We start from the raw sequence: 26,321 nt of genomic DNA on the forward strand, positions 1-26,321 counted from the left end.
ATGCCTGAAAAAGTAGAGATTCCCCAAGTGACAGTTATTTATACTCGTCCATCCGACCAACATCTACTGCTGTTGGGTGGACTAGGAACATTTTTATACGTAATTTTTTTCTTAATCAGAACAGAATATATATCAAGTGTATTATGTTTATTCACTAGTATCGTATTGACTTATAGGTATTTAGAAAAAATCAAATCAAAAGCGAAAATTATTATTAGTCAAGATGGCATTCAAGTAGTTGGTCAACCTTTCGTTTCTTGGGCATTTGTGCATGGTTTACAAATTCGTCCAGAAGTGAAAGGGAATAGTTATTCGGAAACATTGGTTTTTACTAATAATGGACGAATTCAAGAGATTCCCATCAATACATTAGCCATTACAGCTTGGCAATTAGAAGAATTGCTCAATACTTATCAAGAACGTTTTAGAGAGAGTATTGTTGAGGATGAAGAGTTCTAGCTCTTACTTTGTACGCTGTAAAGCGTTTCTACAGAGCCTATTTTCAAGGTTTTCTTGTATCTTTGTATTCTTTAAATCCGAAAAACGAATCAGAGAAGTATATCGGGAATGATATTTTCCGAAAATAAATCAGAAATCATACATTGAAAAAGCTATTACTTCCTAAAGTACAGAAATCTTTCCAAACGGAAATACCCTTACCTTCTTCAAAATCAGAATCTAATCGTGCCTTGATTATCAATGCCTTGGCGCAAGGAAAAGACAATTTATCAAATCTTGCTGAAGCACGTGACACACAAACGATGATGCGTTTGTTAGCTTCTGATGATGCTATTGCAGATGTGATTGATGCTGGTACTACTATGCGTTTTTTAACGGCGTATTTTGCAGTTACAGGTCAGCACAAGACGATGACAGGTACGCCAAGAATGTGTGAACGTCCGATTGGTATTTTGGTAGATGCCCTTCGTTCTTTGGGTGCTGATATTGAATATTTGAATAAAGAAGGCTATCCTCCATTACAATTAAATGGATTTAGTTTCTCTGGAAACAACCATTTGGCTATCAGAGGGGATGTTTCTTCACAATACATTTCTGCCATTTTGATGATTGCCCCATTGTTGCCAGAAGGATTAATTCTGACGATTACGGGAGAGTTAGGGTCTAAACCTTATATCGAAATGACGATTCAACAAATGAAAAGTTTCGGTATTACGGTGAGTCCAGATTGGGAAAATTTGACGATTACAGTACCTGCTCAAAAATACGAAGTAATTCCTTATGCCATCGAATCTGACTGGTCGGGAGCAAGCTATTGGTTTTCAATTGTAGCACTTTCTGAATTTGAAGATGCTGAATTAGAGTTATTAGGATTAAAAGAAAATTCATTACAAGGTGACTCTGTCATTACAGATATTATGAGCCACCTAGGCGTGAAATCTGAATATACAGGTCGTGGGTTTAAACTAACTAAAATTCCTGCTGAAAGTACTTTAGCTTGGGATTTCACCAATTGCCCAGACCTTGCTCAAACGGTTTGTGTAGTAGCAGCAGCCAAAAACATTCCGCTTACTTTAACAGGCGTAGAATCGCTAAAAGTAAAAGAAACTGATAGAATTTATGCCTTACAAACAGAGTTGGCTAAAATCGGAGCGAGTTTAGTAGAAACAGAAAAAAATCATAAATACTTATTGACTTCAAGTAATCAAAGCATTCCAGCGGGAACATCATTCCATACTTATGATGACCACCGTATGGCAATGGCTTTTGCTCCTTTAGCTTTAATGGCAGAGGTAGAGATTGAAGAACCAGACGTTGTAGTAAAATCATACCCTTCGTTCTGGAAACACTTAGCAGCGATTGTTGACATTGAGGCTTAAAACAACTAGATATTATTGTAGAGATAAGTGTAGGGCGCATACCCTGCACTTTTTTTTGTTTTATATAATGTGTATAAGTCTAAATAATAAAAGTATGTTTAACACTTTCTGCAACCTTTTAAATCAAATATTAAACTAGCGTAAGCATTTTACGAAATTCCGCTGTTTGAGCGAAGCGAGTTTCGGAATTTCTTGACTTTCTTTTGTTACTTTTCTTGCGTCAAGGCAAGAAAAGTAAGACGTAGCGAAAGGAATTTTTTTTTGATGAAGAGCAAATAAAATTTTCAAACATTTTCTGAGGACAAAAAAATGGTGTAAAGCCAGCCTTACACCATTTTCAAGATAAGTATTATAAAATATCTTACTGCAACTGCAACGATTTACTAGTCGATTGTGCATATTCAAAAGCACCAAACATAATAGCAGAAAAGATTAGGTTACTCATCAACGTATTTTTCAAGAAGGGTAAAGCCATCGTATAGCATGATACCAATCCATCAAAAGTTTGAGGATAGATTTTTCCAGCCGTCCAAACAAAGAAGTTTGATACAATAAAAAACACTAGTGTGCCCAATAAATTAGCACCAAGTAAGTTTGTTACATTTACTTTTTTCAAAGTAACAATTCCCACTAACACCACTAAAGCAAAGCTGATAAACACTGCGGCTTCAAAACCGAATGAAAACGTAGGATACCACTGCTTGTAAAAAACGTTATTCAATACCAAGTTTGATAACCACAAAGCAAGGATAGGTACTACAAAAGCCCAATATTTTTTAGTAAAATATGCTCCACCAAATAGCGCAATAGTGCCTACTGGTGAAAAGTTTGATAAAGTTGGTGCTACAACAGCTAAAAAACGGAAAGCAGTAGCCACTAAAATAATAGCAACCAAAATACCAAAACGAAGATTTATTGAATTTTTCATAAATTTTTCTCCAAAATTTCCCCTCTAATTTATTTAGAGTACACAAATTTACTAAGGTTTACAGATTTCAACGTAATTTTGTGAAAAATTAAAATAAGGTAAGATACTACGACAAAGCAAACAAGGGTTTTTATTCAATTTTTGCTACTAATTGCTAGTATCTTTCCCCAACAGCAATCCAATGTTTTCTAAAAATTTCAAATTAGGTTTATTAGGCGGTGGTCAACTAGGAAGGATGTTACTCCAAGCCGCTATCGATTTAGATATTCACGTAAAAGCACTTGACCCAGACCCTGATGCTCCTTGTGCTAAAATTGCACCAGAGTTTGTTGTTGGGTCATTTCTGGACTATGACACCGTTTACCAGTTTGGACAAGACTGCGAAGTAATTACGATTGAAATAGAGAATGTTAATTTAGAAGCATTAAAAAAACTTCGTTCAGAAGGCAAGAAAGTATTTCCACAGCCCGAAGTATTAGAAATCATTCAAGATAAACGCATTCAGAAACAGTTTTATTTAGATAACAATCTACCTACTTCTGCTTTTATCTTGACAGATTCTGTAGAACAAATTAGTAAAAATCTTGATTTCTTACCTGCCTTCAATAAATTGGGCAAAGGGGGTTATGATGGACGTGGTGTACAAAAACTAAGTTCTGAAGATGATTTACCTTTGGCTTTTACTGAACCAAGTTTATTAGAAAAAGCGATAGACTTTGATAAAGAGATAGCCGTAATCGTTGCAAGAAACGAACATGGCGAAATCAAGACATTCCCAACCGTTGAATGTGTATTTCATCCTGTATATAATTTGGTGGAATACCTATTCGCACCAGCGGCTGTGAATGAACATATCCATGAAGAAGCAAAGAGAATTGCGATAGAAACTGCCGAAAAATTAGGTATTGTAGGCTTACTGGCTGTCGAAATGTTTTTGACGAAAGATGGTCAGATTCTTATCAATGAAGTAGCTCCACGTACACATAATAGCGGTCATCATACCATCAGGGCAAATCACACTTCTCAGTTTGAGCAACATCTTAGGGCTGTTCTAGGCTTACCATTAGGCGACACTACTGCCCATTCAAAAGCAGCGATGGTGAACTTATTGGGTGAAGATAATTACACTGGCGAAGCAAAATATGTTGGGATGAATGAGGCTTTAGCCATAGCAGGTGTATATCCATTTTTGTATGGTAAAAAAATCACAAAGCCATTCCGTAAAATGGGGCATGTAACAGTAGTAGATGAAGACTTAACTTCTCTAAAAGAAAAAGTGAAAGCTGTGAAGGAAACGCTTAAAGTAATTGCTTAAAAGACAAATCTGTACGATTTTATTCACAAAAAATAAAAGCCCCAAGGTCATCTATTATACTTGACTTTGGGGCTTTTCCATTTTTAAACCTAATAACTTACCGTTTAATAAATTATTTTCCTTTTTTCATTTATTAATGATATTTTTAAGGCTCACATCTTAAATTTTATACACATGAAAAAAACTTTAGGTCTACTACTGTTATGTATCTCTTTTATTTATTCAGTATCTGCACAGAAAGACAAAAAAAACAGTGATGAGGAATCAAAAGCCTTGGCAGTACAAGAAGCCTTCATTGATTCCGTCGAGCATGCCATGAATTACCAACATGGTACAATCTTGCTAAAAAATGGTATTGCAAAAATTACCATTCCTGCTGGCTTTAAATTCCTGAATGCCGAACAAGCTGATTTTGTAGTGACTGAACTTTGGGGAAATCCTCCTCAAGAAATCTTAGGTATGATTTTACCAGAAGGGGGAAAAGTGACTGATGCGTCAAGTTATTCTTTTATCGTTCAATGGGACGAAATGGGCTTTGTAAAAGATGATGATGCAGACGACATAAACTATGACGATCTGCTAGCTGATATGCAGGAAGATATAGCTGCTGGCAATGAAGAACGAGTAAAAGAGGGTTATGGAAGTGTTAAGTTAGTAGGTTGGGCTGCAAAACCATTTTATGATAAAGAACATAAGGTATTGCATTGGGCCAAAGAAATTAAATTTGATGATAGCGCCGAAAATACACTTAATTACAACATTAGGATTTTGGGCAGAAAAGGTGTGTTGATATTAAATGCTGTAGGTGGAATGTCTCAATTAGCCATGGTTAATAATGACGTCAGCAAAGTTTTGAACATCGTAGAATTTACAGATGGCAATAAATACAAAGATTTTGATCCGGGTTTAGACATGGTAGCAGCCGTAGGTATCGGAGGTTTGGTAGCAGGAAAAGTATTGGCTAAATTGGGGTTCTTAGGACTATTAGGTAAGTTTTTCCTTCCATTACTCAAGTTAGGAAAACTGGGTATCGTGGCGATTGGTGCAGGTTTAACGGCTATCTGGCGTTTTATTACGGGAAAAAGAAAAGAAGATGAGCCTGTAGAAAGTTTTAAAGAAGAATTACCAGAAAATCCATCCATTGAACCTTCTGAAAATGCTTAATCTTTAAGCATTTATATTATTTTAAAAGCCTCTGCGTTATAGGAAGTAGAGGCTTTTTCGATTTTTCGACCTAAATTTGTATTCTTTATAACGCAATTTAATTTGTTATTGTACAATGGTAGGAATCATCATGGGTAGTATTTCAGACATTAAAGTAATGCAAGAAGCTGCCGACGTTTGTAAACAATTTGGAGTAGAGTATGAAATAGACATCGTTTCGGCTCATAGAACACCTTTGAAAATGGTTGAGTATGCACAGAGTGCTCGTGAAAGAGGCGTTAAAGTAATCATTGCTGGAGCAGGCGGTGCGGCACATTTGCCGGGCATGGTAGCTTCTGTAACAACGCTTCCTGTTATTGGTGTACCTGTAAAATCTTCAAATTCAATCGATGGCTGGGATTCTGTACTCTCTATTTTACAAATGCCCTCAGGTGTTCCTGTAGCTACTGTCGCTTTGAATGGTGCTAAAAATGCAGGAATTCTTGCCATACAAATGTTGGGTATTGAAAATCAGGAAATAGCTACTAAATTGCAAAATTATAAAAGCGAACTAAGCGAAAAAGTTGCAGAAATGGTTAATGAATTGAAGGGAAGTAACTAGTTATTTTAAATTAATTGATTATTTTAACAGTCGAAAACTCTTTAATTTTTTAAATAAACCTCACCAATCCTTACGAAATATGGAAGATTATCGTAATCCTCGCCCAGTTGAAGAAAACTCAAACATTCCAATGATAACCCTTTTGGTTTTAGTGGCATTGGTAATTGCTTTGTTGTACGTTGGTTGGCAGTCGATGAGTGATGAAACTACAAAAACTGAAGTTGTTTTAAGTACTGCCCCACAGTCGGATGCGATGAAAGGTCAAGACGATGCCGACCTTGTAACCGCTCCGTCAGAAATGCCTGAGGAGGATGTTGAAAATGAGGCCAAAAAAGCTTCAGAGAAAGCTGAAATAAAGAAGAAAGAAAAAGAAGAGAAGAAAGTAGATGAGAAGGAAAAAGAAGAACCTAAAAAGAAAGAGGAAACAGCTAAACCAGAAAAGAAAGCAACCGAAGTTGCCGTAAAAGGGACATCGTTTACCCATACAGTACAATCAGGCGAAACTTTTTATGGTATTGCCAATCGTTATCATCTTAGCAAGTCTGCTTTGCAAACACTTAATCCTGATATTTCACCCGAAGGTATTAAGGTAGGAATTACTAAACTGAATGTAAAAGTGAAAGCTATTCATACAGTAGGCCCTGGAGACATTCTGAGGGTAGTAGCAGAAAAATATGGCGTTAGCAAACAATTGATAATGACTGCTAACAAAAAGACTAAGGATTTGACTGAACGCGGAGAGAAGTTAATTATTCCATTGCCATAGAAAAAGGTCAGGTTTTTGAAACCTGACCTTTTTTATTATCTGATTGGTATCTTCAAAGCTTATACTAAGCTTAGACCAGTCATGATTGCTGGTTTTTCGACACCCATTAAATCCAAAATAGTTGGAGCGATGTCACCTAATTTACCATTTTTGATTGCTTTTTTATCTTTGTCAATCAAAATACAAGGAACAAGGTTTAAGCTATGTTGTGTATTTGGCGAACCGTCGTCATTAATCATGTAATCAGCATTTCCGTGGTCAGCTAAAACAATTACTGAATAGCCATGTTCAACACCTGCTGTTACTACGGCTTCCAACGATTGATCTACTGCCTCGCAAGCATCAACTACCGCTTGGAAATCACCAGTATGACCCACCATATCAGGGTTAGCAAAGTTCAAGCATACAAAATCAGCTTTTTCGTCTCTTAAAGCAGGGACTAAACTATCACGTACTTCATATACAGACATTTCTGGCTGTAAATCGTAAGTAGCCACTTTCGGAGAATTACACAAAATACGGCTTTCACCTTCAAACTCTTCGTTACGTCCACCTGAGAAGAAGAAAGTAACGTGTGGATATTTTTCAGTTTCAGCAATTCTGATTTGCTTTTTACCAGCTTCTGATAATATTTCACCCAACGTAGCAGGTAAGTTACTATCATCAAAAATAATATTGATACCTGTGAAAGACTTATTATAATTGGTCAAAGTATAATACTGAATATCCAATTTTTTCATGCCATTCTCAGGAAAATCTTGTTGCGTCAAAGCTTTAGTGATTTCCTGTGGGCGGTCTGTACGGTAGTTAAAACACAATACAACATCACCTTCTTGAATAGTGGCAACAGGTACTCCGTTTTCAGTCACTAAAAGCGGGTCGATGAACTCATCTGTTACGCCAGCTTCATAAGACGCTGCAATTGACGCTAACACGTCTTCCGTCGTTGTTCCAATCCCTTTTACCATTACGTCGTAAGCTTTCTGAATACGCTCCCAACGATTATCTCTATCCATTGCATAATAACGACCCGTTACACTCGCAATTTTACCTACCGAGGTTTTCAGGAATGATGATAAATCTGCGATATATCCTTTTCCTGATTTCGGGTCAGTATCACGTCCATCTGTAAAAGCATGGATATATACTTTTTCTAAACCATTATCTTTTAAAACATTGCACAATGCTTTTACATGATTGATATGTGCGTGTACGCCACCATCAGACACTAAGCCCATCAAATGAAAAGGTTTGTTATTATCTTTTGCATATTTGATAGCCTTTACCAAGACAGGCTCATGACGAAGAGTATCTTGTTCAATCGCATCATTCAAACGTACCAAACTTTGTTTTACAGTACGACCAGCACCTAAGTTCATGTGGCCAACCTCAGAGTTACCAAATTGTCCTTCTGGTAAACCAACTTCAGGACCGAAGGTAACTAAAGTACTGTTTGGATTATTCGCCAAAATAGAATCATAAAATGGCGTTTTTGCTGCAATGATTGCCGAACGGTCTTCATAACCCTTCTGAGCTATTCCCCAACCGTCTAGGATGATTAAAATTACTTTTTTGTCCACGTATGTATTGCTTAATTTGTTTTATTAACGCTTGGATAATTTGCTTTAAGCTCTTTAAGTAGTGATTGGTAAATAGTAATTGGTGATTAGTATTATAAGTTTCTAATTATCAATCATTTATACCCAATATAAAACGTCGATTAAATTGTATTCATTACTTAACTCATCATTCACAACTCTTAACAAATTTAATGTACTTTACCGAAAGTCTTCTCTCCTGCTTCAATTCCTACTGTTAAATGGTTTTCTTTAGGTGGAATTGGGCAAGAATATCCATCACTAAAAGCACAATAAGGGTTATATGCTTTATTAAAGTCTAAAATTACGCTATCATTTTGAATATCGGTAGTTTCAAGGGCTAAATAACGCCCGCCTCCATAAGTATCTTTCCCATTAGTAGCATCTTTAAAGGGAATAAACAGGTAATTTTTATACTGAGATACTCGCATTAAACTTAGGCTTCTATATACGTTTAGCTCCATATTTTTACCTTGCAATTGAAAGCTCAATACCCCATATTTGTAATATTCTTGCTTCTGACCAGAGGAGGTTGACATATTAAAAGGCTTAACATTCTCCGATTTTTTAAAGATGCAATTCACACGATAGTGTACATCTGGTTCATAAAACCTTAGATAAGATAAATCTGCTTCTTTCAAAGGGCTACTCTTACTATCCAAGAACTCCTTCTTATAGTTTTCTCGATGATTAGCAATGCTATCTTGGTACGATTGAGCCAAGAGTTGGTGCGAGATAAACAACAGACATATTAGTAGAAGCCTCTTCATTTACAAATTATGTTTAATAATTAAGAAATCTAAAAATGTTTCAGCACAACGATTGACAATCTGATAGACTTCCTCAAAATTAGTTGAATTTCCATAGTATGGGTCTGGCACTTCCAATACTTTGTCTATTGTCGTATTCGTATTATCGAACTTTCTATACAAAAAACAATTTTCAGCTGGCTGTTTTATACCGATAGATCTCGCACTGATTGTCTGGATATTTTCCATATTATAATTATCCATTGCCACGATATAATCAAACACCGAAAAATCTTCGCCCGATAGTTTCCTGCAATGATGCGTAAGTTTTAGGTCATGCGATTCAGCATTTTTCCGTGTTCTAGGGTCAGGCAAGTCACCAATATGATAAGCATGCGTTGCCGCAGAGTCACACAGAATGACACGCTGTAAACCACGAGCCTTTACGGCTCTTCTAAAAGTTTCCTCCGCTATTGGCGAACGGCAGATATTACCAGTACAAACAAATAAAATTTTTAACATCATTTTTTAACGCTAACAATTCTGGGCTACATTCAAGCTAAGAATTGTGTAAAATAAAGCTGGAATGCAAATTTTACAAAAAAAACCTGTAAAACAGCAGGGTTATTACAGGCTCAATTCATTTTTAATTATTTTTTATTTTTCAATCGGCTGATTATCTTCATCAACTATTACAAAAATCTCTTCGTTGGGCTTTTTCATCAGGTACTTCTCGCGTGCAAATTTTTCTATCAAACTCGAATTGCCCATTACTTCTATTTTTTCTTTCTCTACCTCCTTTAATTTTTGAGCATAATAAGCTGTTTCATCTTCTAATCGCCCTAACTCTCGGTACATCTTAAACTGACTAAAAACATTGTTATCATCAAAAAAAATCATCCACACCACCAATACTGATAGCGTAAGGGTATAAAATCGATATTTTACTAAGAGTAATCTTCTCATGTGAATGTCAAGAAAGTCTAATTTAAAAAGCTTTTTACAAATATAATAGTTTTAGGGCTTCCTAAATTAATCTCGTATGGAACTATAACTTTATGATATTCAATTTTAAATCCTCATTTTCAATTCTCCTATCCTTTTTTTAATTAAAGGCTTTTCGTAAAGAGTTTATATATTAAGTATTTACTTCAAAAACTAAAAGAGTCTTTTTAAAAAACTTCACAAGACTCTTTTAATATATTTAAATACTATTCATTAGCTTTAGAAGCCCCTACAGATTCAAATTCTTTACGAGTAACATCACTAATTAATAGCCTAATCATTTTAGGGTCTTTACGAGAATAAATTAGTTCAACAGGTTGATATTGACTTACTAACCCAAAATCTGATTCACCAATATCTTTGGTTACAGTTATGCTATCTCCCTCATTTGTTAAAAATTGTACAGTCACATCATAGGAAGCACCTTTTCTAATTTTAATGCCAGAACCGTCAGTAATTATTCCAACTGTTCTTATTCCATCCTTTTTTAGTTCATCTGATTCCCTAAATGAAAAGTTCATTGAAAAAACAAAAAACAGTATAATTACACCGAATACAGACGAAAAGATAGAAAACATGTATTTCCAATCTGCATTTCTTGGTTTATTAAAATCCTCATAACTTTTGAAATCAGATATAGCCTGCATCCAAAAGAATGCAGTTAAGGCGGCTCCGATTATTGGGATAAATGTAGGTGCCATATTGGCAATGTTATCTGGAATTAAATAAAAAACTACAATAAATGTAGCAATTGCACTTAAAAGCCAAATTAATTTTCTTTTTGTCATGATTTTAGTCTGTAGTTTATTAAAGGGTAAAGATATTTACAATATATAACGTGTTTGTAACATAAAAAAGAGCCTTGCAAAAAATACTGCAAGGCTCTTTTAAATCTGTTATTTCCAATTAGAAATTCAATCCTGGGAAGTAAGCGTTTGCGCCTAATTCTTCTTCGATACGAAGTAATTGGTTGTATTTTGCCATACGGTCTGAACGAGAAGCCGAACCAGTTTTGATTTGACCTGTGTTCAATGCTACTGCTAAGTCAGCAATTGTAGCATCTTCAGTTTCACCTGAACGGTGAGACATGATGTTTTTGTATGAATTACGTTTCGCTAAGTTGATAGTATCGATTGTTTCAGTTAAAGAACCAATTTGGTTTACTTTTACTAATACAGCGTTAGCAACACCTTGTTCGATACCCATTTGTAAACGTTTTACGTTTGTTACAAATAAATCGTCACCTACTAATTGAACTTTGCTACCAATCAATTTAGTTTGCTCTTTCCAACCAGCCCAGTCATCTTCAGCCATACCGTCTTCGATAGAGATGATTGGATATTTATCAGCCCAAGTTTTCCAGTAAGCAGCCATTTCCATATTGTTCAATTGCTTGCCATCAGATTTCTTGAATGTATAAAGACCAGTTTCTTCGTTATAGAATTCAGAAGCAGCAGCATCCATTGCGATGAAAATTTCTTCACCTGGTTTGTAACCTGCTTTTTCGATTGATTGTAAAACGATTTCGATTGCCTCTTCGTTAGACTTGATGTTTGGTGCAAAACCACCTTCATCACCTACGTTTGTTGAATATCCTTTAGATTTCAATACACCTTTCAAAGCATGGAAAACTTCAGTACCCATACGCAAAGCGTGTGAGAATGACTCAGCTTTAGCTGGCATTACCATGAACTCTTGGAAATCGATTGAGTTATCAGCGTGAGAACCACCATTCAAGATATTCATCATTGGTACTGGCAAAGTGTTGGCATTAACACCACCAATATAACGGTATAAAGACAACCCAGACTCTTGAGCTGCCGCTTTAGCTACTGCCAAAGAAACACCCAAAATAGCGTTTGCTCCTAAATTACCTTTGTTTGGAGTTCCGTCTAATTCAATCATCAAACGGTCAATCATATTTTGCTCAGAAACTTCTAAGCCCCACAATTCTTGAGCAATAGCAGTATTTACGTTTTCAACGGCTTTTAAAACACCTTTACCCACGTAAACGCTTTTGTCCTCATCACGTAATTCAACGGCCTCGTGAATACCTGTTGAAGCTCCAGAAGGCACTGCGGCACGTCCAAAAGCACCATCTTCGGTACGGATATCTACTTCGATTGTTGGATTTCCACGAGAATCCAAAATTTGTCTTGCGTGTACATGTTGAATTGCACTCATTTTGCGTAAATTTTGTTTTTGGTTATAAACGGAGGGAATTTTTGTAAATTAGATAATACTCTCTCTTGTTCAAATAAAATATTTCTTCAATCATTGAAAATTAAATCTATTTTCGCATGATTTGAATACTTTAATTAAATATTGAGAACAAATTTAAGCCTTTTTTCAAGATTGCTTGTACTTTTCTAATACTTTCACAGTTAGTTAATTTTAATACTAAAAATAATGAAAAATATTATTCGCACATTTATATTTTTAACCATACTTTCTATTGCAAATATAAGCATAAGCCTCTCACAAGTTTTGTCTACAGCAGAATTTCAGAAAAAATATTCTGAAAACACTAATGCCCAACTTATAGATGTTCGTACAAATGGTGAATATGGCGGTGGACATTTGGCAAAAGCCCAAAATATCGATTACAGAAGCCCAGATTTCATTCAAAAAATAAATACTTTAGATAAATCTAAGCCCGTATTCGTCTATTGCTTATCTGGTGGAAGAAGCAAAGCCGCAGCTGAAGTATTAAAGCAAAATGGATTTACGACTGTTTACGACCTTCAAGGTGGTTATTTGAAATGGACTGCTAGTAATTTACCCGTAGAAGGTTCAAAGGAAAATACTAATGCAAAGGGTTATAGCAAAACAGAGATTGAAGCTATTTTGAAAGAAAACGAAGTAGTAGTGCTAGACTTTTTTGCTTCGTGGTGTGGTCCATGTATCAAAATGATGCCTAGCGTAGATAAGCTTTCACAGGAATTATCAGGAAAAGTAAAATTTGTAAAAGTAGATGCTGATGCCAGCAAAGCTGTGGTAGAAAACTATAAAGTAGATGAAATTCCGACATTTATTGTTTTCAAAAACGGGAAACAAGTAAAACGTTCAACTGGATATTTGGAAGAGAAAGCTTTACAGAAAATGATTACAAATCAGCTTTCAATATGAGTCATCCCGAATTTTTCCTAAAATTGTGCGTTTGGGAGACAATTTGTGAGGTTTTCTACTTAATTATCGTCTAGTCCTTACTTTTCTTTCCTTGATGAAAGAAAAGTAACAAAAGAAAATCAAGAATTCCTAAACTCGCTTCGCTCAAACAGTAGGAATTCGTTGTTCATCAATCATAAAGAAGCGGTCGAAATTAGTTTTTCGACCGCTTCTTTATGATTTTAAAATTCGGGATGACTCATGTTTATGATTGAGGGAAACCGAATTCCTACTGTTTGAGCGAAGCGAGTTTAGGAATTCTTGATTTTTTTACGGTCCGCCGTTCATATCTTTGTAGTTCATTGAAATTGTTGGAAAAAGTGCAATTTTGAAATATAATTTGACAGGGGTGAGCAGCAGCTCTGGGTCCGCCGCAAACACGTTTTTCATTAAATGATGTTGTATCGCTGGTTTATCTGTTCACCCTGTTTTTCTCAGTAAATTCGACAGTACCTGTGGATGTAGCTTTAAGCAACAATCCTGTATTCATGTGCTAAATTGGAGAAAAGCTGTCAGATGAAATTCACTTCAAAATCACTCTGACTATGAGCAAGCAACTACAAACCTCAGCTACTTTATTACGTTATTGTGTAGGTATAGATGTCAGTAAAGACACTTTACAAATTTGTGTTTCAGTTATTGATAGCCACGGCAAAGTTACCATCAAAGGTACTTGTAAGGTAAATAACAAAGTTACTTGTTTTGATAGTTTACTAAGTTGGGTTAAAAAACATTGCAAAGACGTAAGTTTGCCTATCCGTTTTGTAATGGAGTCCACTGGGGTTTATCATGAACAAATAGCCTGGTATCTATTTCAAAATGACTTAGCAGTGAGTATTGTCTTGCCCAATAAAGCCAAGCATTATTTAAAAAGCCTTGGTCATAAATCTAAAAACGATAAGATAGATGCCAAGGGTTTATCCCAAATGGGCTTAGAACAAACCCTAACTTTATGGCAACCCTTATCAAAGACTATTTATTCGCTCAGGATGCTCACTCGTCAGCACCAGCGGTTGCAAGAGTTGAAAACCCAATCAGAAAATCAAAAACATGCTATTTTACATAGTCAAATTAGTGATAAATTCATTATTAAGCAGTTGGATAAGTTAATCAAACTCTATGAGCAACAAATTCAACAGGTTGGTCAAGAAATAGAAAAACTTTTAGCGAAAGACCAAGTTTTGAAAACTAAAATTGAGAAAATATGTAAAATCAAAGGTTTAGCATTACTTTCTGTTTCAACACTGGTTGCAGAAACTAATGGCTTTGATGGCTTTGAAAATATTCGTCAATTAGTGAGCTTCGCTGGTTATGATGTGGTAGAAAACCAATCAGGAAAACGAGCAGGGAAAACAAAAATCTCGAAAAAGGGCAATAGCCGAATTAGACGGATTTTATTTCTACCTGCCTTCAATGCTGTCAGATACGGAGAACCGTCCTGTCAAGCTCTGTTTAAGCGAGTTTTTGAACGAACACAAATCAAGATGAAAGGCTATGTAGCCGTTCAGAAAAAATTACTTACACTTAGCTTTGCCATCTGGAAAAGCAATGAAGAATATAATCCGATGCACTATGCCAACAATGTCAAAGAACTTGAAAGTGAGACTAAAAAAATAGTCCCAACAAGTGGGACTACACAGGATGTACCAGCTTAAAATCTGGTACTCCTTCAGTAGTCCAAAATTATAAAAAATAAAATCGAAATATTAAAAAAATAATATTTCAAAACTTGACTTTTACGACAGTACCAGCGGTTACTTTTTGTATCAAGACAAAAAGTAAGGTCAAGTATAAATCCAAAAATCTCTGAAATCTTTTAAAATTTACTAATTTATGAGAAAATTCGGGATGACTCATATTTATCTCTTTCTCACAAAAAGCATTTCATCATTTGGTATTTTAACTCTTAATAAGATATTTGCTCCATCTTCTATCTTAACTTTTTCGCCTACAGAAAGACCATTTAAGTATTTTAATTCAAAAGCCATTGCTTCATTGCTACCTGCCATTTTTGTTTGTGCTATAGCACCACTAGTTATCGGTGTCCATGCTCTCCAAGACGAATCAGTAGTTCCAGTTCCTAAAGTAATTCCTCCATTATAAGTATTTACGGACGAACTCCCTGTAAAAGTCAACTCTTTTCTATTCTGACTTGTTTTACTAAACGACAATTCTAAATCAGCTGGAAAATCTGGTGTACTTGCTTTTAGTTTTTCTTGGTCAATATTCAAACTATCCTCTTTGATATACCCTACAAAATTCCATTTACCAACTAAAATATCTGGTAAAGTAACCACTGGTGAACATCCACATAAAGGTGTTGGGTCAATTGTAATACCACATGCCCAAACTAAAGCTGTTAATAATGTAACTGCTAAAGTGTGATAAAGATTCTTTTTCATGATTTAGATATTTAGTTTTAACAAAGACGCAGAAAAGTTAAGCTTGGTTGTAAATCTATGCTTAAATTTGTCAGAAATTTGTTAAATCCAATCTATTTTGTCTAAAAATATTGCCATTTTCGCTTCTGGTTCGGGCTCAAATGCCGAACGTATCGTTGAATATTTCTCAGATTCAACTGAAATCAACGTGAAATTATTTCTTTGTAACAATCCCCAAGCGGGCGTCATTCAAAGAGCCGAACGCCTGAATATTCCTTTGGTGATGTTCAATCGTCAACAATTCAAGTCGGGCAAAGTAGTTGATATTTTGAAAGAAAATGAAATCGACTGGGTAATTTTGGCTGGCTTTTTATGGCTTGTTCCTCAAAATGTGGTAGAAGCTTTTCCCAATAAAATCATTAATATTCATCCAGCTCTTCTACCAAAATTTGGTGGTAAAGGTATGTACGGACATTTTGTTCATGAGGCCGTTGTTGAAAATAAAGAAACAGAATCAGGCATCACTATTCATTTGGTGAATGAACATTACGACGAAGGGGCTATCATCTTCCAAGCATCTTATCCAGTATTACCTACAGATTTGCCCGAAGATGTAGCTAAAAAAGGACAAGTATTAGAACACAAACATTTTCCAGAAGTAATTGAAAAAGCCATTCTTGGCTAATGATTACTTTAATGTTCCTTCGCGATTGGCAATGTCCCAAGCGGTATAAAACACCAATTGGGCTCTTTTTCTGAGCAACCCAAAATCTATTTTATCAACATCATCCGTAGGTTGATGATAGTCTGGGTGTTCGCCATCGAAGTAAAAAATAATGGGAATATGATTTTTGGCAAAATTATAATGGTCTGAGCGATAGTACAATTGTTGCGGATGCGATTCTGAATTATAGCTATAATCTAAAGTCAGTTTAGTATAAAGCTCATTATTATGTTCGCTCAGGGCATGAAGTTCTTGTGAAATTTTATCCGAACCTATCAAGAATATATATTCCTTCTTATCCAGATAGGCATTATCTATCCGCCCAATCATATCGATATTCAAATCACAAACAGTATTTTTAAGGGGAACCACAGGCTTTGCCACATAATATTCCGACCCTAGCAAACCGAACTCTTCTCCTGCAAAAGCAATAAACAGAATACTTCTACGTGGACCTCTGCCTTGTTTTTTGGCTTCTGAAAACACCCTTGCCATTTCCATCATTGCGACAGTCCCTGAGCCATCGTCATCAGCACCATTGAATACAATACCATTTTTTGTACCAATGTGGTCATAATGGGCAGAGATAACCAATACTTCTTCTTTTTTGTCTGTTCCTTCCAAAAAGCCCATTACATTTTCGGTAGCTATTACACTTTTAGCACGACGCATTTTATCCGTCGGATTCAGCATCACACTATGCTGTTTGCCAAAATATTGCTTGATATAAAATGGCTGAAAGTAGGAGTTTGTGGTATCTCCCGACACAATCGCTTCTAGTCCATGTTCTTGAAAATGCTTGGCAATGAAAGCTGCTGCTATTTTTTGTTCTTTCGAGCCCGTCAAACGTCCTCGTAAGCTATCGCTTGCTAAAAAAGTCAAATTGCTTTGTAGGTTTGCTATCGAAATAGTCTCGGCAAAATAAGTAACCGTAAGTTCATCAGAAACAGCATTAACGAGTAGAAGCAGGAAAAAGAAATATTTTTTCATAAATGACCTAACAAATCTAGGCTCCAATCTGGAATAATTATTCACAAATTGAAGCCTATATTTATCAGATTAACGTAAAATGATTGAAAGAGAAACCTATTTTTTATCTGAATCTACAACGAGTCTCTTATCACGATTAGCAACATCCCAAGTTAAATAGAAAATCAATTTGGCTCTTTTTTCCATTTGCTCGAATTCTATTTTCTCAACATCATCTGTCGGTTGATGATAGTCATCATGAACTCCATTGAAGAAAAATGCTACTGGAATTTTATTTTTAGCAAAATTATAATGGTCTGAACGATAATAAAAACGGTTTGGATCATTCGGGTCGTTATAACGAAAATCTAAATTGATAGGGTTATGTTTATCATTTTGCTCAATCAAAGAAGCATGTAACTCGGAAGAAAGTTTATCCGAACCAATCACATAAATATAGTCTCCTTTGCCTTCATGTTCTTTATCAGACCTACCAACCATATCAATATGAATATCGCTCACTGTACTTGCCAATGGAAAAACTGGATGAGTTACATAAAATTCAGACCCTAACAAGCCTTTTTCTTCGCCAGTTACTGTTAAAAAAAGCATACTTCTGCGAGGCTTATTTCCCGCTTTTGCGGCTTCACCAAATGCCTGAGCTACTTCTAGTACAGAAACAGTTCCAGAACCATCATCATCAGCACCATTATAGATTTTCCCATCGGTTACTCCTACGTGGTCATAATGTGCAGAAACAATCACTAATTCGTCTTTTTTATCCGTTCCTTCTAAATACCCTAATACATTGTAAGTCTCAACAGGTTGAGCAGTTCTTTCAATTTTTATCCCTACAGATTGCTTTTCTAATTGATTTGCAACACTTTTAGTAATGGCTTTTTCTTTCAGAATATCCAATTGAGCAACCGTTGTATTAAACAAATCAGCAGCCATTGTTGGTCCAACTGTTAAAACAGCAAAGTCAGAACCTTGAGGGTCTTTTTGGTCAGCAAAGCCAAGTCTTGCATTACCAAACCGTTTTAGCATGGTCTGACGTTGTTTGATTACTTTCTCAAACTCTTCAACACTTTGTTTTGAAATCAATAATAAAGCCTTTGCTCCTTTACTTTTAGCAGTAGCCATTTTCTCTTTCCAAGCCTCACCTTTACTCCATTTAGACATTTCTGTATTGCCTGAAATCAAGTAACTGCCATCTGCCAAACGTGGCTCACCTTCAAAAGCGACAACAATTTTACCGTTTACTTTTGTACTTTCGTAATCGTTCAAGGCTTTATCCTCAATACCGTATCCCACAAAAACCATTTCAAAGGTTTCTTCTTGTGGCATTGGTGAAATAGTATTGGCAATAAAATCAAACAAGTATTTGAATTCTTTCGACTTAGTTTTCAAGTAAAAATCTCCCCAACCACGTTTTATTAAATCTACTGGTTGAAGATAAGAATTCCCATTAACGGGACCTTTTAAACCATAACTATCAAATTGTTTGGCGATATATTCTGCCGCTACTTTTTGTTCAGGAGAACCCGTGTCACGTCCTTTTAAACTATCTGAAGCGATAAAGGTGAGATGTTTTTTTAAGTCTTTTACCGTGATGGTTTTAGCATACTTCTCTGCAATCTTTTGAGCATTGGTCTGAGAAACCGTAGCCGAAAGAAGCAAGACGCTAATCAGAAATGAATATTTTTTCATGAAAGGGTATTTTAATTTATTGATGATGCGAATTTAAGGAAATTATTTGAAAACATTTTCTTAACAATTTGCTCATACCAAACTCCCTTCCCGACAATTCAATTAATTTATTAGAGGTTTTCTTATTTCTTGAAAAAATATCTTCAAGAAATAAGAAAACCAAAAGGCATTATCTCCAACCTCCGCCTAGTGCTTTATAAATATTCACTACGGCATCGTATTGGCGTTTTTTTACGTTGATTAATTCTATCCTAGCCTGTAAAGCATTAGCCTGTGTTAACAGAACCTCCAGATAGGTCGCTCTACCTGTTTTGAATAAATCTGTAGACGTTACAATAGATTCCGTCAATACATTTACCTCCTTACTTTTCAAATCCTGAATCAGGCTAAGATTTTTAATATTAGACATTTCGTTATATACTTCTGTATAAGCACCAATGATGCTCTTTTGATAATTGTACAAAGCTTCTATCTGAACAGCACTCGTTACACCGAAATCAGCTATTAATCCTTTTCTATTGATAATAGGTGCCGATAAGCCCCCTAAAACATTATAGGCTAACGACTGTGGAGCAATTACATAGGCAGGATTAAAAGTCTGAAATCCTAAAGTAGCATTGATATTCAGTGATGGATAAAATGCCAACCGAGCGGCTTCTACGTCAGCTTTCGCTGCGAGTAGTTCGTATTCAGCTTTTTTAACATCAGGGCGATTTCTCAATAACTGAGCAGGCACGCCCATTCTGATTTGGGTTGGCAAAGGCTTCGTAAACTGTAATTTATCTCGATAAATTGGTTGTGGATATCGTCCCAATAAAAAGTTGATTTTGTTCTCAATCTCAATAATTGATTGTAAAATCTCAACTTCTAAGCTTCTGGTATTTAGGATTCTCGATTCAAACTGTTTTACCGCTAACTCGTTGGCATAACCTGCTTCTTTCTGAGCTTGAATAATTTGTAATTCATTCAATTGCAGATTTCTGGTTTCTTTGATAATATCTAATTCATTATCCAACGCAATTAGGCTATAATAGCCCGCCGAAATTTCTGAAATCAAATTGGTGATTATCCAGTTTTTCCCTTCTACACTTGCTAAGTATCGAGCGATAGCGGCTTTCTTTTTATTACGCAATTTTCCCCAAATATCTATTTCCCATGAACTCTGTAAACCAATGTTAAAATCAGGAAGATGTTCTGGAATTTTTTGGTCGTTAGTAATATTATTTGAGAAATTGGTATCATAATTACCAACACCATCCATGGTATATTTCCCAAATCTTTTTTGTCCAGCCGAAATGCCCGCCCCTACAAAAGGCTTTCCTAATACTTTCGCAAAATTGAGCTGGTTTTGAGCCATCTCAATTCTTTGCAAAGTCATTAACAAATCAATATTGTTATTCAGCGAGGTATCTATCAAAGCAATCAGCGTTGTGTCTGTAAAATAGCTTTTCCAATTGATGGCTGCATCATTGGTCGAATCCTTTTTATTATTATAGGATTCGGGCATTGGTTTTAAAGACGGCTGTTTGTAGGTTTTCAGCGGTTGACAATTGGTAAACACCATCGCCATGAAAAGCCCACAAGTAAGTATATAATATTTTAGTTTAATCATCATTTTCTAATTAAGAATTAGTTCTTCTTTCTTGTTTTTCTTAGCTTTTCCTTGTGCCAGCGTAGCAAAAATCACGTATAATCCTGGGATAATTATTACTCCAAATACCGTCCCAAAGAGCATCCCTCCTGCTGCTGCCGAACCAATGGTTTTGTTACCGATAGCACCCGCTCCAGAGGCCGTCATTAGCGGAATTAGCCCTGCGATAAAGGCAAAGGAAGTCATCAAGATTGGTCTTAACCTTGATACCGCACCTTCAATAGCGGCTTCTAATGGAGTACGCCCTTCTTTTTGTTTCAAAATGGCGAATTCTACAATCAAAATGGCATTTTTACCCAGTAGACCAATTAGCATTACGAGGGCTACTTGTGCATAAATGTTGTTTTGTAAACCCAATATCAACAATAAGAAGAAGGCTCCGAATATCCCCGTCGGCAACGATAGGATTACAGGAATGGGTAGCAAGAAACTCTCGTACTGAGCAGCTAATAAAAGATAAACGAAGACTAAACAAATGATAAAGATATAAATGGCTTGGTCACCTGATAAGATTTCATCTCTCGTCATACCAGACCAATCATAAGTATATCCTTTAGGAAGTTTTTCTGCTGCTACTTCCTTGATGGCTTCAATGGCTTTACCACTACTGAAACCAGGAGCAGGCTCACCATTTATCATGGCAGAAGTGTACATGTTATAACGCGTAAGTTGTTCTGGGCCATAAACTCTTTCTATCCTGATAAAAGCAGAATAAGGTACCATTTCACCTTGGTCATTTTTTACATACATTCTTAATATATCATCTGGCTGAGCACGATACTTAGGCAATGCCTGAATCATTACTTTATACATTTGTCCGAAACGAATAAAGTTTGTAGCATAAAAACTACCAATCAACGATTGCAGGTTATCCATCGCATTATTCACAGAAACACCTTTTTGAGCTGCTTTGTCGTTGTCCACATTAATCAGATACTGTGGGAAACTAGCATCAAAACTGGTAAAGGCATTTTCAATTTCTGGTCGCTTATTCAATTCTTCAATAAAGCTTTGAGTCACTTTTTGAAGCTTTTGTAAATCACCGCTACCTGTTCTGTCTTGTACCCTTAATTCAAAACCACTGGCATTACCATACCCAGGCACGGCAGGCGGAGGGAAAAACTGAATACTGGCATCTTTGATATTTTTAGTTTTTTCTGTCAAGATTTCCACTACATCATCAACCGATTCTTTTCTTTCTTCCCAAGCTTTTAGGTTAATCATGCCCATACCAAAGGATGCTCCAGAACCATCTGTCAACAAACTAAAGCCTGATAAGGTGGATATTGACTCAACAGCTTCTATTTCGGTAGTAGCTCGCTGAATTTCATCCATTACGGCTTCTGTTCTTTCAACCGTTGAGCCCGACGGGGTAGTTACGTTGGCATAAACTGTACCTTGGTCTTCAGTAGGAATAAATCCAGACGGCAGGAAAATATTAGTACCCCAAGTAGCGCCAATAAAGAATAATAGCATTAATAATGTAACCACTCTTCTGTTGGCAATCGAACCTAATAGCGACTTATAACCATCTGATAAACCATCATATTTCTCATTAAACTTTACGAAGAACTTGCTTAACAAATTGGTCTTTTTAGGTTGTCCATGATTATTTTTCAACATAATAGCACAAAGTGCTGGCGTAAGCGTCAGGGCGTTTACTCCAGAAATCACAATGGCAATAGCCATGGTAATAGAGAACTGCCGATAGAAAACCCCCACTGGCCCTGATAAAAAGGCTACAGGAATAAACACGGCCGTCATCACTAAAGTAATGGCTACGATAGCCCCACTGATTTCATTCATGGATGAAATAGTGGCTTCTCGTGCATCCAGATGTTCCAATTCCATTTTGGCATGAACGGCCTCCACTACTACAATGGCATTATCCACCACAATACCGATGGCTAGTACCAAAGCAAAAAGGGTTAATAAGTTAATCGAAAACCCGAAAATCTGCATAAAGAAGAAAGTACCAATCAGCGAAACGGGCACAGCCAACGCAGGAATCAACGTAGAACGGAAATCTTGTAAGAAGATAAACACTACTAATGCTACCAAAATAAAGGCTTCGATAAGGGTTTTGATTACTTCGTGAATAGAAGCATCTAAGAAACGAGAAACGTCATAACTGATGTTATAGTCCATCCCCGGAGGGAAAGTCGCTACTTTCAGTTCTGCCATTCTTTTCTTTACATTGCTAATTACCTGACTTGCATTAGACCCTGGTCTTTGCTTTAAGATAATAGCAGCTGAGGGTTTTCCATTTTCTTTTGAAAGTACATCGTAATCAAGTGAACCAAATTCAATGTCTGCAATATCTTTTAACCTAAGCATCTCGCCATTGGCATTGGCTTTAATTACTACGTTTTCGTATTGCTCTATTTTGGTATATTTTCCCGTATAACGCAATACATATTGTAATGACTGTGCCTTTCTACCTGAACTTTCCCCTATTTTACCCGGAGCGGCTTCAACGTTTTGGCTTTTCAGTGCATTCATTACATCTTCCGCTGAAACGTTGTATGATGTCATTCTATCTGGTTTCAACCATACACGCATAGAGTATTCACGTTGCCCCATAATGTCGGCAAAACCTACTCCGTCAATTCTCTTTAATTCTGCTAAGATGTTAATATCTGTAAAATTGTATAAGAATTTCTCATCAGCAGTCGTATCGTTCGTCATGATGTTTAAGTACATCAACATACTATTTACTTCTTTTTCGGTAGAAACCCCCGCCTTGATTACCTCTTCTGGCAATTCATCTAATACTGTTGAAACCCTATTCTGTACGTTTACGGCAGCTAAGTCTGGGTCTGTTCCTACTTGAAAATACACTTGAACAATACTTGAACCATCATTCCCTGATACTGAGGTCATGTAGGTCATTCCTGGTACACCATTGATGGCACGTTCTAAGGGCGTTACTACCGCTTTAGCACATACCTCTGCATTAGCACCAGTATATTTTGTGGTTACTGTTACTGCTGGAGGTGCAATATCTGGAAATTGGGTAACGGGCAGTTGGGTCATTGCTAACACCCCTAATAATAGTATTATTAAGGATATTACAATTGACAATACTGGCCTATTTATGAATGTTGTAAACATATTTTTTCGTCTTTGGATGGAAGAATGGAATTGAATGAGATTATTTACTTCTTAAATCAGCAATAATTTTTGTCATTGAAATCATCTCTGGAATAATCTTCATTCCGTCTTTCACATTCTGGATACCCTCATAAATAATTCTATCACTAGTAGTAAGTCCTGTTTCTATTACATACAAGTGTGGAATCCTTAGTCTAGGCACAATACTTCTGGTTTGTACTTTATTGTCTTTGTCTAACACATATACAAAAATCTTATCTTGAATTTCAAAAGTTGATTTTTGAGGAATTACCAAAGCACTTTTTACATTATTATTGATTCTTACTTTCCCACTTGATCCATGTCTTAATATTCTCTCTGGATTAGCAAAACGTGCTCTGAAGGCAATACTCCCTGTATTTTTATCAAATTCCCCTTCAATGGTTTCTATGTTTCCTTTGTAGTTATGGGGCTCATTATTGGCCAAAATCAATGATACCTCACTCTTGGCAGATTCTTTGATTGTTTTGGCAAAGTCTAAATATTCTTTTTCAGATACATTAAAATAAGCGAATACCTCTTTGTTATCTGAAATAGTGGTTAGCAAAGTACCTTCGTCAATTAAACTTCCTATTTTGTTCGGAATTCTATCTACTACTCCATCAAAAGGAGCTTTTATTTCGGTTAATGACAACTTCAATTTGGCACTAGTTTCGTGCGACTGTGCTTCTTCTATTCTAGCGTTCAAAGCATCTAACTTTGCTTTGGCCATTTCAAACTCAGTTTTCGACACTACATTTTTATCAACCAATAGCTTAACATTTTGTAAGTTCAGCTCGGCTGCTTTAGCTTCAGCAATAGCACTTTTCAGCATGGCTTTAGCTTTCAGGATTTCCTCTTTATATTCCTGATTACTGATGCAAAATAGTATTTGTCCTTGTTTGACAGACTTACCTTCATCTACCAATATTTTATCGATATACCCTTTTACACGGGCACGTATTTCTACATTCTTGATGGCATGAATATCTGATACATAATCATTATTATAATCCGTATCAATGATGATGGGATTAGTGGTTGGAAACGCCTCTTGCTTCTCTTTGCTTTCTTTGTTAGTTGAACAAGCTGTCATGCACAAAACAGTAGCACTGAAACATAAAAGCACGAATACTTTTTTCATTACATTAATAAATTAAGTGAATAAATACTTTGGGCTGATTATGAGAGACATCGAAAACCCAGTAAAATTTTACTACTATTTTTAAGGAATGTGGTTATTGAAAACTAATCAATATAGTATCAGGAAACGCCAATGCGGGATTTCATTGATACTGACTCAATCATCAGTTTTTTCCAATACGATAAGATTTTACGATTCAAAATCTTTCTAAAAAGTATAGCCACAGCAAATGTTACCTCGCCAAAACGAAGACATTATTCACCATCAAGCAATTAATTTTAAGAAAGTTTTTGGATGTTAAGCCACATTAACGAGGCTCTCGGGAGGAGGAGAATGGAATAAAATAATTACATCAAGATAATGGGCATCTTTATAGATAAAATTGCCCTTAGTTTTAAGAGGTGTCCCTAAATCAAATAAAAATGAATCTCCCTCGGCACAAACTCTTGTAATATAACCAGCGCGATTACGCTTAGTACTTTTTGTCTTTTTTTGTACATGTTCTTCTTCTACATCTGAATCATCAAACCCAAGTATTAGGTTTTCAAGAGAGAAAAAATAAGCATGATTTTTTAAATCTTTAAGTGTCTTATAACGCTTTGATGAATTGTTGATATTTTGGCATGAAAAGCCAATCAATTTTTCGAAATTCTTGGAAGATAGAAGGGGATTATTAATTAAACCAGCACTATGTTGATTGACAAAAAAACTTTGATTAGTACAATTTATATTTGCAGATACTGGCGTGATTTTGATGAGGAATAATATCAAAAATGTGCATTTAATGCAAAAAAGGATATGTTTTGAGGTTAATTCCACAAAATTTACAAATTCACGTTTAACAAAAATACAATTTTTATCCTAAAATCAAAATATTTATAATTGATTTTTAGACGAACAAAAAGAATGATGATACTAAATCATCGATTTGTTATGATAAACTTTTTGAAGAGTATTTTTTATAAAAAAAGAGGCCTTTATTTGACCTCCTCATAATCTACGTATTCGCCACCGTCAAAATTTTCTGTACTTTTCCCTTTTTTGGGTGGAACAAAATCCACATCAATCTGGCCTTCACGCTTATTAGATGAAGAATGATACGATTGCTGTTTTTGGTTAAAGTCCTGCTGGGCTTTATTAATCTGAGAAACCACAAATCCTCTTAAAGCCCATTTTAATAAACGAGGAAAGATAAATAAGATAAGACAAATTATAAGGAATATCTTGAACAACATGATTGTTATGATTTACGGAACTACTAAAAGAAAAAATATTTCAATTGATGATTGCCAAATACATTACTATGCTACAAAAATACTACATTCTAATGAGTAACCTGTACTGTTTTGGTAAGCTCCAGTGATTTGATTTCATAAATTAATAACGTCAAATTTACAAATTAGTTTTTTCAGTCATTATAAAAATCAAAAAGTTTTTATAAATGGTCGTATTTTCATTTGAATAAGATTTAAAGCTTT

General features: G+C 35.6%; 24 protein-coding genes. 9 read left to right on the forward strand and 15 right to left on the reverse strand.

The window, feature by feature from the left end:
• A complete protein-coding gene (locus VB264_RS01595) occupies positions 1-459 on the forward strand; it encodes a hypothetical protein (RefSeq protein WP_323246243.1) in 459 nt (152 codons plus the stop codon).
• Between the two features lie 143 nt (positions 460-602).
• Positions 603-1,838, forward strand: coding sequence for a 3-phosphoshikimate 1-carboxyvinyltransferase (locus tag VB264_RS01600; RefSeq protein ID WP_323246244.1), 1,236 nt, complete (start codon positions 603-605; stop codon positions 1,836-1,838).
• Between the two features lie 361 nt (positions 1,839-2,199).
• Here the strand turns inward: VB264_RS01600 and VB264_RS01605 are convergent, their stop codons facing one another.
• Entirely contained in the window at positions 2,200-2,766 is a 567-nt protein-coding gene (locus tag VB264_RS01605; RefSeq protein WP_323246245.1) for a DUF6580 family putative transport protein, read from the reverse strand.
• 181 nt (positions 2,767-2,947) lie between these two features.
• On the opposite strand from VB264_RS01605, the gene VB264_RS01610 reads away from it, so the two are divergent.
• The 4 genes from VB264_RS01610 (at position 2,948) to VB264_RS01625 (ending at position 6,612) form a co-directional block, all read left to right on the forward strand.
• A complete protein-coding gene (locus tag VB264_RS01610) occupies positions 2,948-4,081 on the forward strand; it encodes a 5-(carboxyamino)imidazole ribonucleotide synthase (RefSeq protein WP_323246246.1) in 1,134 nt (377 codons plus the stop codon).
• Between the two features lie 174 nt (positions 4,082-4,255).
• On the forward strand, positions 4,256-5,245 hold the full coding sequence (locus tag VB264_RS01615; protein WP_323246247.1) for a DUF2167 domain-containing protein: 990 nt from the start codon (positions 4,256-4,258) through the stop codon (positions 5,243-5,245).
• A 115-nt stretch (positions 5,246-5,360) separates the two neighbouring features.
• A complete protein-coding gene (gene purE, locus VB264_RS01620; RefSeq protein WP_323246248.1) occupies positions 5,361-5,846 on the forward strand; it encodes a 5-(carboxyamino)imidazole ribonucleotide mutase in 486 nt (161 codons plus the stop codon).
• A gap of 79 nt (positions 5,847-5,925) precedes the next feature.
• The gene (locus tag VB264_RS01625; RefSeq protein ID WP_323246249.1) at positions 5,926-6,612 is read left to right on the forward strand and encodes a LysM peptidoglycan-binding domain-containing protein; all 687 of its coding nucleotides are present in this window, start codon (positions 5,926-5,928) and stop codon (positions 6,610-6,612) included.
• 59 nt (positions 6,613-6,671) lie between these two features.
• On the opposite strand, the gene gpmI is transcribed toward VB264_RS01625, so the two are convergent.
• From gpmI to eno, 6 genes are all read right to left on the reverse strand, one after another.
• Positions 6,672-8,192, reverse strand: coding sequence for a 2,3-bisphosphoglycerate-independent phosphoglycerate mutase (gene gpmI, locus VB264_RS01630; RefSeq protein ID WP_323246250.1), 1,521 nt, complete (start codon positions 8,190-8,192; stop codon positions 6,672-6,674).
• A 188-nt stretch (positions 8,193-8,380) separates the two neighbouring features.
• The gene (locus VB264_RS01635; RefSeq protein WP_323246251.1) at positions 8,381-8,980 is read right to left on the reverse strand and encodes a DUF1684 domain-containing protein; all 600 of its coding nucleotides are present in this window, start codon (positions 8,978-8,980) and stop codon (positions 8,381-8,383) included.
• Complete coding sequence (locus VB264_RS01640; protein ID WP_323246252.1) at positions 8,981-9,484, reverse strand: low molecular weight protein-tyrosine-phosphatase; 504 nt, start codon at positions 9,482-9,484, stop codon at positions 8,981-8,983. It abuts the gene before it with no gap.
• Between the two features lie 132 nt (positions 9,485-9,616).
• Positions 9,617-9,925, reverse strand: a complete 309-nt coding sequence (locus VB264_RS01645; protein WP_309913427.1) for an FtsB family cell division protein — start codon at positions 9,923-9,925, stop codon at positions 9,617-9,619.
• Positions 9,926-10,170: 245 nt separating this feature from the next.
• Positions 10,171-10,752: a hypothetical protein gene (locus tag VB264_RS01650; RefSeq protein ID WP_323246253.1), complete on the reverse strand. Its 582-nt coding sequence runs from the start codon at positions 10,750-10,752 to the stop codon at positions 10,171-10,173.
• A gap of 118 nt (positions 10,753-10,870) precedes the next feature.
• Complete coding sequence (gene eno, locus VB264_RS01655) at positions 10,871-12,148, reverse strand: phosphopyruvate hydratase (RefSeq protein ID WP_323246254.1); 1,278 nt, start codon at positions 12,146-12,148, stop codon at positions 10,871-10,873.
• Between the two features lie 225 nt (positions 12,149-12,373).
• Here eno and trxA point away from each other — a divergent pair, with 225 nt between their 5' ends.
• Positions 12,374-13,093: a thioredoxin gene (gene trxA, locus VB264_RS01660; protein WP_323246255.1), complete on the forward strand. Its 720-nt coding sequence runs from the start codon at positions 12,374-12,376 to the stop codon at positions 13,091-13,093.
• Between the two features lie 584 nt (positions 13,094-13,677).
• The gene (locus tag VB264_RS01665; protein ID WP_323246256.1) at positions 13,678-14,787 is read left to right on the forward strand and encodes an IS110 family RNA-guided transposase; all 1,110 of its coding nucleotides are present in this window, start codon (positions 13,678-13,680) and stop codon (positions 14,785-14,787) included.
• 204 nt (positions 14,788-14,991) lie between these two features.
• On the opposite strand, the gene VB264_RS01670 is transcribed toward VB264_RS01665, so the two are convergent.
• Positions 14,992-15,534, reverse strand: coding sequence for an META domain-containing protein (locus tag VB264_RS01670; RefSeq protein WP_323246257.1), 543 nt, complete (start codon positions 15,532-15,534; stop codon positions 14,992-14,994).
• A gap of 97 nt (positions 15,535-15,631) precedes the next feature.
• Here VB264_RS01670 and purN point away from each other — a divergent pair, with 97 nt between their 5' ends.
• Complete coding sequence (gene purN / locus VB264_RS01675) at positions 15,632-16,198, forward strand: phosphoribosylglycinamide formyltransferase (RefSeq protein ID WP_323246258.1); 567 nt, start codon at positions 15,632-15,634, stop codon at positions 16,196-16,198.
• 3 nt (positions 16,199-16,201) lie between these two features.
• On the opposite strand, the gene VB264_RS01680 is transcribed toward purN, so the two are convergent.
• The 7 genes from VB264_RS01680 to VB264_RS01710 all read right to left on the reverse strand — a co-directional run bounded on the left by VB264_RS01680 (position 16,202) and on the right by VB264_RS01710 (position 26,078).
• A complete protein-coding gene (locus VB264_RS01680) occupies positions 16,202-17,227 on the reverse strand; it encodes a M28 family peptidase (RefSeq protein WP_323246259.1) in 1,026 nt (341 codons plus the stop codon).
• A gap of 96 nt (positions 17,228-17,323) precedes the next feature.
• Positions 17,324-18,916: a M28 family peptidase gene (locus VB264_RS01685; RefSeq protein WP_323246260.1), complete on the reverse strand. Its 1,593-nt coding sequence runs from the start codon at positions 18,914-18,916 to the stop codon at positions 17,324-17,326.
• 169 nt (positions 18,917-19,085) lie between these two features.
• Positions 19,086-20,531 (reverse strand): TolC family protein, encoded by a 1,446-nt coding sequence (locus tag VB264_RS01690; RefSeq protein WP_323246261.1) that lies wholly within the window; start codon positions 20,529-20,531, stop codon positions 19,086-19,088.
• Positions 20,532-20,534: 3 nt separating this feature from the next.
• On the reverse strand, positions 20,535-23,681 hold the full coding sequence (locus VB264_RS01695) for an efflux RND transporter permease subunit (RefSeq protein ID WP_323246262.1): 3,147 nt from the start codon (positions 23,679-23,681) through the stop codon (positions 20,535-20,537).
• A 40-nt stretch (positions 23,682-23,721) separates the two neighbouring features.
• Positions 23,722-24,843: an efflux RND transporter periplasmic adaptor subunit gene (locus VB264_RS01700; protein WP_323246263.1), complete on the reverse strand. Its 1,122-nt coding sequence runs from the start codon at positions 24,841-24,843 to the stop codon at positions 23,722-23,724.
• Between the two features lie 297 nt (positions 24,844-25,140).
• Positions 25,141-25,662 (reverse strand): hypothetical protein, encoded by a 522-nt coding sequence (locus VB264_RS01705; RefSeq protein WP_323246264.1) that lies wholly within the window; start codon positions 25,660-25,662, stop codon positions 25,141-25,143.
• 158 nt (positions 25,663-25,820) lie between these two features.
• Positions 25,821-26,078 (reverse strand): DUF4834 family protein, encoded by a 258-nt coding sequence (locus tag VB264_RS01710; protein ID WP_323246265.1) that lies wholly within the window; start codon positions 26,076-26,078, stop codon positions 25,821-25,823.
• Positions 26,079-26,321 lie beyond the last annotated feature (243 nt).

Origin of the sequence: Arcicella aquatica (assembly GCF_034928825.1) — a bacterium.
In the GTDB taxonomy this organism is placed as follows: domain Bacteria; phylum Bacteroidota; class Bacteroidia; order Cytophagales; family Spirosomataceae; genus Arcicella; species Arcicella aquatica.